Origin of the sequence: Portibacter lacus (genome assembly GCF_021533215.1) — a bacterium.
GTDB classification, from domain to species: domain Bacteria; phylum Bacteroidota; class Bacteroidia; order Chitinophagales; family Saprospiraceae; genus Portibacter; species Portibacter lacus.
On record NZ_JAJNKA010000001.1, the window covers coordinates 283,574 to 297,865 of the forward strand.

At 36.6% G+C, this 14,292-nt stretch carries 16 protein-coding genes; 6 read left to right on the plus strand and 10 right to left on the minus strand.

The window, feature by feature from the left end; genetic code table 11:
- Positions 1-5: 5 nt before the first annotated feature.
- The 8 genes from L2586_RS00995 to L2586_RS01030 form a co-directional block, all read right to left on the minus strand.
- Positions 6-995 (minus strand): phosphotransferase, encoded by a 990-nt coding sequence (locus L2586_RS00995; protein WP_235290893.1) that lies wholly within the window; start codon positions 993-995, stop codon positions 6-8.
- Positions 992-1,906 carry a nucleoside hydrolase gene (locus tag L2586_RS01000; protein WP_235290894.1) on the minus strand — a complete coding sequence of 305 codons (915 nt, stop codon included), beginning with the start codon at positions 1,904-1,906 and terminating at the stop codon, positions 992-994. The genes L2586_RS00995 and L2586_RS01000 overlap by 4 nt, the downstream gene beginning before the upstream one ends.
- 587 nt (positions 1,907-2,493) lie before the next feature.
- Complete coding sequence (locus tag L2586_RS01005) at positions 2,494-3,216, minus strand: ABC transporter ATP-binding protein (protein WP_235290895.1); 723 nt, start codon at positions 3,214-3,216, stop codon at positions 2,494-2,496.
- Positions 3,216-3,986 carry an ABC transporter permease gene (locus L2586_RS01010; RefSeq protein ID WP_235290896.1) on the minus strand — a complete coding sequence of 257 codons (771 nt, stop codon included), beginning with the start codon at positions 3,984-3,986 and terminating at the stop codon, positions 3,216-3,218. Before L2586_RS01010 ends, L2586_RS01005 begins: the two co-directional genes overlap by 1 nt.
- On the minus strand, positions 3,979-4,830 hold the full coding sequence (locus L2586_RS01015; RefSeq protein WP_235290897.1) for an ABC transporter permease: 852 nt from the start codon (positions 4,828-4,830) through the stop codon (positions 3,979-3,981). The genes L2586_RS01010 and L2586_RS01015 overlap by 8 nt, the downstream gene beginning before the upstream one ends.
- A complete protein-coding gene (locus L2586_RS01020; protein ID WP_235290898.1) occupies positions 4,820-6,025 on the minus strand; it encodes an ABC transporter substrate-binding protein in 1,206 nt (401 codons plus the stop codon). Before L2586_RS01020 ends, L2586_RS01015 begins: the two co-directional genes overlap by 11 nt.
- A 51-nt stretch (positions 6,026-6,076) precedes the next feature.
- Positions 6,077-6,778 carry a DUF2064 domain-containing protein gene (locus tag L2586_RS01025; protein WP_235290899.1) on the minus strand — a complete coding sequence of 234 codons (702 nt, stop codon included), beginning with the start codon at positions 6,776-6,778 and terminating at the stop codon, positions 6,077-6,079.
- Positions 6,779-6,923: 145 nt separating this feature from the next.
- Positions 6,924-7,250, minus strand: a complete 327-nt coding sequence (locus tag L2586_RS01030) for a phage holin family protein (protein ID WP_235290900.1) — start codon at positions 7,248-7,250, stop codon at positions 6,924-6,926.
- Positions 7,251-7,489: 239 nt separating this feature from the next.
- Between L2586_RS01030 and L2586_RS01035 the strand changes: the two genes are divergently transcribed.
- On the plus strand, positions 7,490-7,846 hold the full coding sequence (locus L2586_RS01035) for a hypothetical protein (RefSeq protein ID WP_235290901.1): 357 nt from the start codon (positions 7,490-7,492) through the stop codon (positions 7,844-7,846).
- A 77-nt stretch (positions 7,847-7,923) separates the two neighbouring features.
- Here L2586_RS01035 and L2586_RS01040 read toward each other — a convergent pair whose 3' ends face one another.
- Positions 7,924-8,481, minus strand: coding sequence for an energy transducer TonB (locus L2586_RS01040; RefSeq protein ID WP_235290902.1), 558 nt, complete (start codon positions 8,479-8,481; stop codon positions 7,924-7,926).
- A 279-nt stretch (positions 8,482-8,760) separates the two neighbouring features.
- Between L2586_RS01040 and L2586_RS24600 the strand changes: the two genes are divergently transcribed.
- On the plus strand, positions 8,761-10,470 hold the full coding sequence (locus L2586_RS24600; protein ID WP_235290903.1) for a T9SS type B sorting domain-containing protein: 1,710 nt from the start codon (positions 8,761-8,763) through the stop codon (positions 10,468-10,470).
- Between the two features lie 89 nt (positions 10,471-10,559).
- Here L2586_RS24600 and L2586_RS01050 read toward each other — a convergent pair whose 3' ends face one another.
- Positions 10,560-11,417: a cupin-like domain-containing protein gene (locus L2586_RS01050; RefSeq protein WP_235290904.1), complete on the minus strand. Its 858-nt coding sequence runs from the start codon at positions 11,415-11,417 to the stop codon at positions 10,560-10,562.
- Positions 11,418-11,837: 420 nt separating this feature from the next.
- On the opposite strand from L2586_RS01050, the gene rplM reads away from it, so the two are divergent.
- Genes rplM through tsf form a run of 4 tightly spaced genes read left to right on the plus strand, consistent with a single transcriptional unit; the run spans position 11,838 to position 14,284 of the window.
- Positions 11,838-12,278 carry a 50S ribosomal protein L13 gene (rplM, locus tag L2586_RS01055; protein ID WP_235290905.1) on the plus strand — a complete coding sequence of 147 codons (441 nt, stop codon included), beginning with the start codon at positions 11,838-11,840 and terminating at the stop codon, positions 12,276-12,278.
- A 6-nt stretch (positions 12,279-12,284) separates the two neighbouring features.
- Positions 12,285-12,671 (plus strand): 30S ribosomal protein S9, encoded by a 387-nt coding sequence (rpsI, locus tag L2586_RS01060; protein WP_235290906.1) that lies wholly within the window; start codon positions 12,285-12,287, stop codon positions 12,669-12,671.
- A 30-nt stretch (positions 12,672-12,701) separates the two neighbouring features.
- A complete protein-coding gene (rpsB, locus tag L2586_RS01065; RefSeq protein WP_235290907.1) occupies positions 12,702-13,427 on the plus strand; it encodes a 30S ribosomal protein S2 in 726 nt (241 codons plus the stop codon).
- A gap of 29 nt (positions 13,428-13,456) precedes the next feature.
- Positions 13,457-14,284, plus strand: a complete 828-nt coding sequence (tsf, locus tag L2586_RS01070; RefSeq protein WP_235290908.1) for a translation elongation factor Ts — start codon at positions 13,457-13,459, stop codon at positions 14,282-14,284.
- Positions 14,285-14,292: the final 8 nt, after the last annotated feature.

The window sequence follows — 14,292 nt, forward strand, 5'->3', positions numbered from 1 at the left end:
ATTGTTTAGTTATTAAGTATGTATTCGTGAGCTGTTTCTAAGAGCTGAATTCGTTTTTCTAGGTCAATGTTTAAAGGCAACTGGGCAAGACCCATAATTCTTCGCATCATTTCGACACCTGCGCATTGTTTGCATAATTCTAGGTCAAGTGGCGCTTCAGAAGTATAATATTTGAATGCATTAAAAATGGTTTTAACGGGTTGGTCTGCCATCATTAAGTGCGCCACGCAAACTCCAATCTCAAATTCTGGATAGCCGTGAAAGCAAAATTCTGGATCAATAACCTTGATTCCATCTTCAGTTTTTAACCAACTTCCAGGAAAGTAATCTCCATGTAGAAGTGTGTTGCCATTCGCCAAGTATCGATCTCCAAGTGCTGAAACTGCTGATTTCAGTTCGTCATCTGCTTTGTATTTCTTACTCGCTTCGGAAAGTCCTGGCAGAATGTCATCTAGGTTCAATCCATTATCATCCATAAAAGGATAGACAAACATATGCTCATGGTTAAGCTTTCTCATGGAGAGATTATCTATTCTTTCTTCGTCCTCAGCTACTTTATGATCTTTGTGCATCTGGGCTGCAAATTTCATGATCTGTTGTAGATCTTCGTCTTCGATGGTTTGTTGAGTATCATATAAGTAAGTAAAATCACTACCAGCACCAAGATCTTCCATAGAGATGATATTGTTTTCCTTATCGATGGCAATAATATCAGGCGTCATTTTCTTTAATTCGTCACTGCTCGCTATAGCATTATAGAATTCTGCTTCTCTTTGACATCGGTCTTGCGGAGCAGCTACTTGAGGATATTTCTCTACGTATGCTCGGCTCTGCTTAATGATAAAGGTTCTTTTATTCGTCATCACTCGGAGTGTGAAATTCATGTTTCCCGCTCCTGGAATTTCTACTCCAGATACGTTTTCACCATCTTCAAGCCAAGCGGCTTTTTGGAGGTAGCTTTCTATTTGTTGTTTGTCGTTTTTTAGTTTAATCATTTTAAGCTATTCATTAATTTTTCGTGATAATCAGAAACTACATCGTAGCAATAGGTCACAGGGAAGCCATTTTGCTCATCACATAATAGGTACTGCTTGTAAACCTTGTTTGGGTTTTCTTTTACGGTGTCGTCTTTGTGTATTTCTAGTCGGGCATTAAGTTTTTCGCTGATAATATCTGCAGGTGCGATGATATAGTGACTTGCAAGTACATCGAAAGGATTAAAACCTTGTGCTCCTTGATCTAGCCATTGTTGAAGCCATGGTTGGGAGTGCTGAGCTAACCATTGGAAATCTGCACTTCTTTCTTTTAGTAGGTCAATGTCATCTTGCTTTAGCCATACTTTATTCGAGATTTCAAATGGACATAAAACTATGTTGATATTGTTTTCGAACATTACTCGGAATGCTTCATTGTCTAGGTCAAAATTGAGATCTCTAGCGTGATTTCCTAGATTGCCAATTTTAAAGTAATCCGTTGGTTTTCTTCTTCCAGCGACAAGAACTACCTCTTCGATCTGATCTTTTAATTCGGGGTAATTCAGCAATAGTAATCCTACATTGGTAGCGGGACCGATGGCCATAATGGTCATTTTATCTTTGGTCAATGCTTGAGCAAGAGCTTCCACCGCTTCATTCGTTTCCACATTGTTTAGGACTAGAGCTTCTCCTGCACCTTTATAGACAGGTATTTTATTTTCAGCGAAGTTAGCATTGATGTATTGCGAAAGTCTGTAGGCATCGTCGATCAAGGTATTACCAAAAACAGCACTAATGGCAACGATTTCTATGTTTTCAGCATGCAGTAGTTGTAGGACGGCATATCCATCATCTACATCACAGTATCCCTCGCGAGCATGTCTTTTCATTCCGACTGATAAGTCTGTATCTATCCAAATTTTCTTTTTCATATGCTTTTAGTTTTTAGTCCTTAGTTTTTTGTTTTTAGCAACCATTAACTATTTACAATCCTCAGCTCAACGATCCTGTCGTACCTCGGGCTCGGTGATCTTATTTCTTTGTTTTAATCTGCGTCCTTTGCGCAATCTGCGGGCAACTTTTGTTCCCTTCTTAGCAAGCTAATGATCTGATGGTCTGACCTCCAGTTCAGGCTATCAAGATCATGGATTTCGTGATCACTTTTCCTAGAAATCATAAAACATTCATAGCCTCACTTTATGTGAGACCATGAGTTTTTTTCACTATCCACTATCCACTATCCACTACCCACTGTCAGTTATACCGAAACATTCAGCTTCGCAGTCCTCGCCTTCCGCATAATCCTCCCGCGGGCTTACGAGTCTAAATGTTTTTTTAATCTGCGTCCTTTGCGCAATCTGCGGGCAACTTTTTTCCCTTCTTAGCAAGCTAATGATCTGATGGTCTGACTTCTAGTTCAGGCTATCAAGATCATGGATTTCGTGATCACTTTTCCTAGAAATCATAAAACATTCATAGCCTCACTTTATGTGAGACCATGAGTTTTTTTCACTAACCACTAACCCATCATTTCCTTCCAAAATGTCAACTCCTCCTTCACCCCTGTATTCGAATCTTCCACAAACGCCATCTTATCTTTATACACTTTCAAGTTTCCACTCTCCATCATCGCAATTTCATCTCCCATTAAAATGGCCTCCTTTAAATCATGAGTAACAAAGAGTGAGGTAATACTGAATTTCTCAGCCAGCCTCCTAAATAATCCCTGCATATTCTTCCTTGTTCCTGCATCCAAACTCCCGAATGGCTCATCCAATAACAATAAAGATGGATTGGTAATAATGGCTCTGCCAAATGAAACCCTTTGCCTCTGCCCACCAGAAAGTTGATGTGGCATTTTATCAGCTTGCCCTTCTAGTTCTAGATTAGCAATCATCTCTTCCACTTGAGATTTAACAATGACATTTCCTATTTTCTTAATTCTTAAACCGAATGCAATGTTCTCGAAAACGTTCAAGTGCGGAAACAATAGATCTTCCTGATACAGATATACGATGTTCCGTTTCGCTGGCTCAACTTCCAACATTGACCTACCATCTAATGATAAGCTGCCAGAATCGGGGACTACTAATCCAGCAATTATTTTCAACATCGTCGTCTTCCCGCAGCCAGATTTCCCTAGAATACTTAGCGTTTTATGCTGCTCTAAAGAAACATTCAGGTCGATCACCACACTTTCGTCGCCGAAGCTTTTGTTTATATTTTCAATTTCTAAAAACATCAAATCAGTTTATTAAATACAAATCGCTTATTGATATAAATGAGCACTACAGGAGGAATAATTAGCAGACAACAACTCATCGCGCCGTAGTAAAAATTGGCCTCCTTTATAAATAGAAAAACCTTAATGGTCAATGTCTGGACCTTGCCGACACCGATGATAGAAGTCAGTCCATATTCGAACCAGGAAATCAGGAAAGTCTGAAAAAAGCAAACCATCATAAGTCCCTTTGCCATCGGTAGTAAAACCTTCGTGAAAGTGGTCCACCTATTTCCACCTAAAGTCGATACCAGGTTCTCGTAATTCTTTATTTTTTCATTCCAGAAACTGCTGAAAAAGATCAATGCATATGGAAATGCGATGATAAACTGAGCAATAATTACACCTGCAGTTGTTCCGAAAATCCCTATTCGTAAAAAATAATAACTCAAGCAAGCACCGAAAACAACGGGTGCCAAGATGTATGGGAAGTAGGTCAACATGGTTAATAGCCCCTTCTTCTTATGATAACTTACATATCGACTAATAAAAAATCCACTCAAAGTAGCGGTTACCGCAACACTCAATGAAATCACTAAAGAGATGAAAAAACTATAAGCTAATCCACTTTCGGTTCCTACTACTTGAACCCAGTTTTTAAGTCCGAAATATTCCGGTAGCAATGCTGGATACCGCCAATCAGATGACAGGGAAAGCAGCAATAAAAAGAAAAATGGGAACATGATCGCCACCACATATGCCCAGAGCGCTATGGATTTTAACTTACTCATGGATATCCTGGGATTTGCGGTTCGAAAATAATAGTATCGTTGCGATACTTACAATTACAGTATAAATGACAGCCACAACATAGCCTTCAGATATTTTACTTAGGTCAAATTGTTTCAGCTCCCGTACAATCAAGACGGATAGCATCTGAGGAGATTCTTCTCCTAGAATCAATGGGATTTCATAGGCACCCAGCAAGAAAATAAAGTACAATGCGATCAGTGTCCATGTTTTTTTGATTAGGACTGGAAGACTTACTCTCCAGATCGTTTGTCGTTCTGAAGCACCAAGTGATCTGGATAATTCTGCCAGTTCGGCAACTCTTTCGTTTTGATATACATTCAGGAATAAGAGTAAGAAAAAAGGCATGACGACACTGATGAAAACAAGGGTAATCCCGATGGCATATGGATCATTAATTAAATCAGGGAAATCGCTAATTCCTGATGTGATGCCTATTTTGTTAAATAGTCTGGAGAAAAAACCAGCTTTAGAGAGTACTTGTACCGTAAAGAATGAGGCAACTATTCCTGGAATTGCTAAGGGTAAGTAGATAACGAATGAAAGTATTCGGCCTCTAAGTTTCTTTTCGAAAGCGAGGGTGAACCACAAGGCTAAAGAAACAGAAATTACAGTTGATACTAGTGCAATCGCAATACTGTAGAACAACGATTTGACAAATTCTCCAGATTCAAAAACTGCTTTCCAGAACTCTAAAGTGAAACCGCTATTAGCTACGCCGATCACTCCGAAACTATACAATAGCGCATATCCGAAGGATAAGGCAAAGGGGGTAATCCCGATGAGAATAAAGAATAATATGCCGATGTAGCCTCTATTTTTCAATGACTTGGGTTCTGAAGTCTTCAAATAATCTGATCATGTATTTAGGATCTGGTTCTTGGATGGCTTTATCTTCTAAATCCGCCATCTCAGGTCCATATTTTCTCTTAGGCATTTCTTCAAATTTAGCCTGCCACTCGGATGGGAGTTTTGATGGGTCAAGGATGGTATTAGAATCCATTCCATCTGGACTTGCTTTTCGGAGTTGAGCTTCAGGTGACATCAGGAAATTGATGACGGTCATTGCTCCTGGTTTATTGGTAGAGTTATATGCAATCCCTAGGTAATTCGCATTTTTAATTGTTCCGTTTTCCCACGCATAGCCTTTTGTCGATTTAGGGAATAGTCCTTGGTTCACTTTTTCTTCTATTCCGCCTTCACCGAAACCAAAGCCCAGCAGTAATTCTCCATTTGCATACATCTGATCCATTTTCGAATGTTCTTTAGGAAAAGTTGTTCCTTTCTTCCAGAAATATTGTTTGTTCCTATTGATATACTCCCAAAGCTCGCTAGATAGTTTTTCATATTTTGATTCATCGAAAGGACCATTTAACCCTTCAGGCGAGCCACTCAATTCTGAGAGGAAGCTTTTAAGTAAGGTCATTCCCGAAAAGTCATTAGAAATCGTGAAAGTCTCTGGATTTGCTTTTACATAATCTTCTAATTCCTCGAGGTTAGTTGGCGGTGTCGTAACTCTTGCGGAATCATAAAATAGTGCAAATTGGCTCACATTCCACGGCGCCTCCATGTAATTCACTTTTTGTTGGAAGTCAATACCTATAAATTGATCATTAAAATCTACGAATTGTGCATTCGGAAGAGATTCCACAAATGGTCCCCATAAGCCGTCGATCTGTCGGAGTTGGAAAAAAGTCTCCCCATTGATCCAGACCATATCAACTTGCCCAGATTTCACGGCTGCTTGTTTTTCTCCCATAATTAGTTGGACAATTTCGGGTCCTTGTCCACCAGTAATCCTTAGTTCAATATTGAATTTCTCCTTTACTGTAGGAATGAGATAATTATTAATGTAGTCATTAATCACAGGGCTGCCTTGCCACATCATGAAGTTTACGGTGCTTCCTTCGGCCTTTTGGGTTATGTCTTTCCAAGAAAGTTGATCAAGATTAATCTCTGATTCTTTAGCATTAGGCGCACAGGCTGAAATAAGTAAGACAATAAATAGAAGATACCTCATAAGGTAATTTAGTAGAACAATAAATGGTTATTTTAAATTCGGATTCTGAGATTAGAATCGGAAAGGTGGTGCTCTTAAACTTAGGTTGATTCGAGAATCATAATTTAAAAGAAGAATAGTGTATTCTGCAACCGTAATTTTTACAAAAGCTAGAAAATTCTTTAACTGCTTAATTAAAGAACTTGCAAATGAGGTCTTCTTAGCTAGATAGGAGAAGTCGCCTAAGTGGTTCGTATCTCTAAGTCTATTTAATACATAAATGCTATGATCTTGATCTTGAAGGTATTGCAAAAGGTCATTTTCTAATTGATCACTTTGCCATCCAAGTGATGAGAACCGTTCTAGATCAAAGCTAGATTTTGTTAACCCAATTAGGTAGGCTCCGTTTCTAAAAGTTGGGCCGATTGCATTATAACCTTGGGTGAGTTTGCTTGCAACTTTTTCTATTGATGCAACATCTAATTCTATACAGTCATTCCCTATTGTAATTGCGGCTTCAAAACCTTGGTCGAAAGCAGCCTTGAAGGCATTTCCAATTTTTTCGCCAAAAGTTCTACCTTTTTGACAAGATTCATCGAAGTGTAAAACTTCTAAATTGGATTTTTGAAGTGTTTTAAGAGTCTTGTTATAAAGAAATTTAGAGATACTGAGTCGTTGAGCTCTAGTAGAAGCAACTGACCACTTTTTCTGATCAGCTTCTGTTTCAGCAGTCCTGCTAAAATAAATTAATGCTATTTTGCCATTACTCAACATAAAGTGAAACTAATTAATTTTTTTTATCTGCTTTCTAAAAAGTGTATTACCCGTCTTTTGCTCGACAATTGGTACATTGATTCCTAAGTCTGAATGGAGGTAGCCATTAAGAATAATAGATAAATGTAAATTCTTCTGATATTGTTTAAAAAATGTTTCCAAGTATAGCACTTGTTATGGAAACGATTGCAGCTAACCCAAGTGCCCACCAGAAATTGAGAACTTTGAATTTAGGCAGAAACCAATCTGCTACTTGGATTAAAATGGCATTCAGTAACCATGAAAATATACTTAAAGACAGAATTCCTAATGTAACGATCTTTAGAAAAGTACCCAAGGTGTAACTTAAGACGGCTACAAGTAATGCTACGACAATAGCTTGCATAAAACTTTTCACTTCGACTCCAGGTAGTAATTTTGCTCCGATAAAAAATGCTGTCCCTGCAACAAGTATATTAATGATGATTTCCATAAGTTTTTGTTTTGATACTTTAAAATAAAGCATTGAGTTCGAAATCAATCTTTATTAATGGTAATATACAAAGATTTGGTGGGCGAATAATTTGTTGGGAGCTAGTTCTCCAGGTCATTTAGTATAACATGATAAAGTTTTTCTTTAGAATTTAGCGCTATTGGTTTACTACTGCTGTTCGATGGCAATGTTTCCCGTGTTTTATTCGTTAAGCCTAATAACAAACAAAAAAAATCAGAATGAAATATTTAACAGTACTATTGTGCGCACTCTTCTTAATGTCTTGTAACAAGGATAGAGATGATCCACAGATAAGATTTATAACTCCTGCGCAAAATTCAGAAGTGGAAGCTGGAGTTCAATTTACTATGCAAGCTGAAGTGACAGATAACGAAGCTATTTCTTCGATAGTTGTTGGTGGAGATGTTCAAGATTTAGAAATAACAGGAATTACAGATGTTTTAAAACATAATTTTTTGGTAAATATCACTCCTTCTGCTGATACACCCTCTGGGGCCGAATTAACTATAACAGTTACGGCTAAAGATGTAGCAGGTAATAGTGAATCTGAAGATCTAGTGGTTATCGTAAAATAAACGAAACGAGTAAAAATAAAAAGCCGATGCATTCCCTTAATGAGGAATTGCATCGGCTTTTTTTATTTAAATTAAAATTAACTTTCGAATCTTACCGGTATGGTCATTTGAACAGCAACTGGTTTGCCATCTTTCATTGCTGGCTTCCAATTTTCCATCATTCCTACGACATCTACAGCCGCTTTCTGACATCCATCACATTCCTTTGTTTTACTGCTCGCAACGTATTTCATATTAGATAATGAACCATCTTTTTCGATGACAACAATTACTTGCTCGAATCCATCTTGATTTCTATTAATAGCTTCTCTAGGGAATGTTGCATTGTCTTTAACAAACTGTAGCATTTTTTCGTTAGAACATTCTACAGGATTTTCCATAGATGCACATTCCATGCTGAAAAGTGGTTGCATATCAACATCTGCTATGGTATAGATCATTGCCTCTTCTTCGGCTTTTTTCGTTTCCATTGCTTTATTATTATCTGCTGATACCGCGTTTTCTATTTTGTCATTTTCCATAGAGACTTCTTCCGTTGAGGATTTTTTCTCCATATCACAAGAAGCAAACGTGAAAGCAATTGATAAAATAATTGCTGGTAAAAGACTTCCGATATTAAATTTTTTTATCAACATAATTTTTGATTTTTATTTCTCACCTTACTATTCCTTAATTGAAATTGTTCGAAATTATTTTTTAGTGTAGATATATAAGATTCTATAGTTCTGCTTGCAAATCAAATTTTTATCAGTCCTTTTTTTTATTAAAAACTTTTTTGCAAACCAATAGCTAGAAACCTCAATTTGTTTATCCAGATTAGCAGTCTGATAGTTGCTTAATCTATTCAGTTGAATATCATTGTCATTTTACTTACCTTAATTGTTCTTTAAATAATTTATACTTTATTTTTAACAGTGAATAATCAAACCTTCAAAGCCAAAATTAAAGGAGTCTTATTGTGGACAATGTTTACCCTTTCTTGTTGTGTTTTAAATGGACAAATAAGTCTAACCTACCCATTAACAAGTAACCTTGAAGAAAGCCAAGGTGAACATCAAGATTTAAAACCATTATTTAATGGTGATGATGAATCTGGATATTTTGATGCATTTACTGTTCCTACAACTACTTGTCCTTCGAATTTTGATGTCAATGGTTATCACTTTTATGACAATGCTGGTTTGCGTTTTGAGAATGATGGTTTCATTACTTGTGAGTACACGGTTAAATTTACTTTTCATATCAAAGAATTCTCTGGGCCGCAAGGTTGGGTTAGGGTTTTAAGTTTTGACCCAGATGATGATACGGGAATATATATCAAATTGACCAATCAACCGACGAGTGGTTCGCTTGAATTTTATCCTAATGGAATTGTAGGAGATGTAGATTTTTTTAACGGAATAGACCTTTATCAGCTCGTTATTACAAGAACATGTGCTGGGTTAGTAGATATATATGTAAATGGAGAGTATTTTGCTAGCTATGATGACTCTAGCAGTCCTATTTATTTAGTTCAACCTTCATACGACGTCATTGATTTTTTTCAAGATGATACTCAAGTTGCTAACGAGGCATCTCCTGGTTGGGTTAAAAATATTGTGATCTCAGATTTTGCATCAGATCTAGCGTTTGTTGAAGAAGAGTGGGATGAGTTTTGTGAGGTTTTGCAAGAAACAGATTGTAACGGTGTAATGGGAGGTACGGCTGTAACGGATGAATGTGGCGTGTGTCTTGAACTAAACGATCCTGATTTTAATCAATCTTGTGTGGATTGTGCTGGTGTTCCAAATGGTACAGCCATAATAGATGATTGTGGAGATTGTAATACCCCAGATGGTCCTGACTTTAATCAGTCTTGTGCAGACTGTGCGGGTACGCCGAATGGAACCGCAGTGATAGATGAATGTGGAGTTTGTTTACTGCCTAATGATCCTAATTTTAATAAAAGTTGTGATGATTGTGCAGGTGTGATGAATGGGCAGTCAGTGATAGATGAATGTGGAATATGTTTACTGCCTAACGATCCTGATTTTAATCAATCCTGTGCAGACTGTGCTGGTACGCCGAATGGTTCAGCGGTCATCGATGAATGTGGTGAATGTCTTCTTCCTAGTGATCCTGATTTTAACCAATCTTGTGCAGATTGCGCTGGTACGCCCAATGGTCTAGCAGTTATAGATGAATGTGGGGTTTGTTTGCTGCCTGATGATGTTAATTTTAACCAAAGCTGTTTGGATTGTAATGGCGTGATTAACGGTACTTCAGTTGTGGACGAGTGTGGCTATTGTTTAGAGCCTGGAGATCCTAATTTCAATAAATCATGTTCTACTGAATTTTTCTTTCCTTCCGTATTTTCGCCGAATCAAGATGGTCAGAATGACTACTTCGAAGTTTTTAAAAGTTCGGATACGCCGGCAAGTATAAAGGTTTATAAGATTTTTAATTTGTGGGGGGAATTAATTCATGAATCCAAGAATTTTGAATTTGGTGACACGGATCGTTTTTGGGATGGTTCCTGGGATGGGATTTCTCTAAATTCAGGAGTATATGTGTACTATGTGGAAATATTATTTGAGAATGAGACGGTAAAATCCTATTCTGGAGATGTTTTCATAGCGAATTAATAGCCATCGAATATAAGATTTGTATATATTCAGTAGCTATCAATTTAAATAAATCGAAACACTTATTTATTGGCAATAATATCGATTAACTATACCAGTTCATGCTCAAGCTTCTTTGCCTTCTTCCTTGCCTGATCTTCTTTCCATTTGTGCCAATTTGCACCAAGTACTTTAGATAAACTCAGGTCGATAAGCTGATGTTGCACCAAATGTAAGCCACCTTTGAGGATAGTCAATGGGGAATCATTAGCTCTTAAAGCTAAGCTGAATCCACCGTCTATATATCTTAGATAATGCCACCATTCGGAAGGTATAAATACCGTCTCGCCATGTTCAATGGTGCCTTCATAACCATTAAGGTATTCCGCTAGCGGATATTTTTCAAAGTCTGGATTTTCTGGATCGAACTTACTCATGGTAGTAAATGGTAAGTGGTAAAGCTTTTTGCTTTCTTCTGGGCTAAATAGGATCACTTTCTTCCTTGTTTGGAATTGGGTAAGGAATACATGAGAGCAATCTACATCAAAGTGCAGGTTTGTAACAGATTCCCTACCGCCGAAGAACATGAATTTATAGTTTTTAATAAAACCATTCATGATTTCAGGGAAAGAGATATCATTTGTTAATTCAGGTGCTTCTTTAAATATGTCGAATAGAAATAATCTGAGATCAATGGGCTTATTTTGTTCTAACAAATCAAGATATTCATAGAAGCGAAGTTTTTTCACTGACTTAAAATAATTTTCAGCGCTATTAAAACTCTTGTCAATTAAAGAAACTTCCAGATCTCCATAATTTTCTTTGAAATAATCGAAGGTCCATTTATTTACTGCTGGCCATTGTGCGGATAAGTCTTTAAAGATAACGGGTCTCTTAGGCTCAAGAAAGTATTTTGTAAAATCTGCTTTCGAAAGTTGCTGTACTTTTTCAATTGGATTCAGTTTCATATCAAATTTATTAAGATTAATAAAAACTGATTACAGAATATTGATTTGAATTGGAGTCATTCTGCAATGCAATATCAAAGTTAAAACGTATAAGGAGCCCTAGAATGTTCGATTTGTGGCAAAAAAATAGACAAGGAGTTGAAAAATTAAGTTGAATCGAATCTTTTTTTATATGAATTGAGTGAGGGAGAAATACTTGAAAGTTCAGGACTAGAAAAAGTAATGGAAATTAAGCCTCCATTTCTAATATTAGGGATAGCCTTTTTAAAAGATGTGCGATTTCAAGACTGTTTTTCAATCACTTATGAAGGATAGTGTTAAAATTAATGTCTAAAAACTTGTTTCTTCCACAAAAGAAATTTACATTTGCAGCCCCTTAAGAAATGAGGGTGCAATTTTATAAAAATTAAATTTTAAAAAGTGGATACTTTAAGTTATAAAACAAAGTCTGCAAAGAGCTCCGAAGTTGAAAGACAATGGCACGTTGTTGATGTAGAAGGTGAAGTTTTAGGGAGAGTGTGTTCTAAAATAGCATCAGTGCTTCGAGGAAAGCACAAACCAAGCTATACACCGCATGTAGATACAGGTGATTATGTTATCGTGATCAATTCTGACAAAGTTAGATTGACAGGTGCAAAATTGGATGATAAAGAATATTTGAGCTATTCAGGATATCCTGGAGGCCAGAAAGCAATCACTGCTAAGAACTTAATGGCAAAGAAACCTACAGCTGTTGTAGAAAAAGCTATAAAAGGTATGCTTCCAAAGAATAAATTAGGAAGAGCAATGATTAAAAAATTATTTGTTTACGCTGGTGCAGATCATCCTCATGCTGCTCAGAAACCACAAGAATTAAAATAATATCATATGGAAATGATTAATGCTATAGGTAGAAGAAAAGCATCAGTTGCAAGAGTATACCTAACAAAAGGCAAAGGAGACATTAAAGTGAACGGAAAAGATTATAAAGATTATTTTCCAAGTCCACACATACAGATGAAACTTGAAGATCCATTATCGACTGTAGAAGTTGCTAAAGAATATGATGTTAAAGTTAATGTTAATGGCGGTGGATTTAAAGGTCAAGCAGAAGCTATCAGAATGGCAATTGCTAGAGCACTTGTTAAAATTGACGAAGACTACAGAAGTCCTCTTAAAGCTAAGAAATTCTTAACTAGAGATGCAAGAGTAGTAGAGCGTAAGAAATACGGTAAGCCTAAGGCACGTAAAAGCTTCCAGTTCTCAAAACGTTAATTTTTATTGTATACTTAAAATTAGATTAAAATGGATAAACCAACATATAAAGAATTATTGGACGCAGGTGTACATTTCGGTCACATGAGAAGCAAGTGGAATCCGAAGATGAGACAGTACATCTTCATGGAAAGAAAAGGGATCCATATCATTGATCTTAATAGAACAATGGAATGTATGGATACGGCTGGTGCTGCGTTAAAGCAAATAGCAAAGTCTGGTAGAAAAATTATGTTCGTTGCAACTAAGAAACAAGCTAGAGATATTGTAGCTAAAGGTGCAAGAAGTGTTAACATGCCATTCGTAACCGAAAGATGGTTAGGAGGAATGATGACGAATTTTTCAACAATCAGAAGATCCGTTAAGAAAATGAACAACATTGATAAAATGTTGGCAGACGGAACGCTTTCAAGTGTAACTAAGAAAGAAAGGTTAACACTAACTAGAGAGCGTAATAAATTAGAGAAAGTATTAGGAGGAATCGCAAATCTTAACAGATTGCCATCTGCAGTATTTATTGTAGATATTCTTCATGAGCATTTAGCAATTGCAGAAGCTAAGAAATTAGGTTTGACAACTTTTGCGATGGTGGATACAAACTCTGATCCTAATCAGGTTGACTTCCCAATTCCTGCGAATGATGACGCATCTAAGTCTATATCAATGATCACTAATTTTGCTGTAAATGCAATTAAAGAAGGATTATCTGATAGAGAAAAGAACAAAGAAGAATTAGCTGGAAGCACAGCGAATTAATTATTTAACAATATAAGATTATTCAAAAAATGAGTATAAAAGCTGCAGATGTTAAAGCACTGAGAGATCAGACAGGAGCTGGAATGATGGATTGTAAGAAAGCTCTTACTGAAGCTAATGGTGATTTTGAAAAAGCTATCGAAGTACTTAGAAAAAAAGGACAAAAACTTTCTGCTAAAAGAGCTGATAGAGAAGCTAAAGAAGGTGTAGTTCTTGCTAAAGTTAACGACGAAGGAACTAAAGGAATCGTAATTAGATTAAGTTCTGAAACTGATTTCGTAGCAAAAAATGAAGATTTTATAGGTTTAGCTGATAAGATTGCTAATATCGCACTTGCTGCTTTTCCTGCTACTAAAGATGATTTACTAGCACAAGATTTTGATGGAACTACTATCGGTGATAAAATTATCGAACAAGTTGGTGTTATCGGTGAAAAAGTAGAATTAGCGGAATATGAGCGTTTAGAGGCTCCACAAGTTCTTTCTTACATTCACATGGGAAATAAAGCTGGTGTTCTTGTTGGATTCAATAAAGCATCTGAAAAGTTTGAAGAAGCTGGTAGAAATGTTGCAATGCAAGTTGCTGCAATGAAACCTTTAGCTTTGAATAAAGATGGCGTAGATTCTTCTGTTGTAGAGAAAGAAATAGAGATAGGAAAAGAGATTGCTAAGAAAGAAGGCAAACCTGAAGAAATGCTAGAGCGTATTGCAATGGGTAAGTTGAACAAGTTCTTCAAAGAGAACACGTTACTTGACCAAGCATATGTAAAAGATAATAAACAATCTGTTTCTGCTTATCTAGATTCAGTGGAAAGCGGATTAACCGTAATTGACTTCAAACATGTCAAGTTAGGGTAAAAATAAAT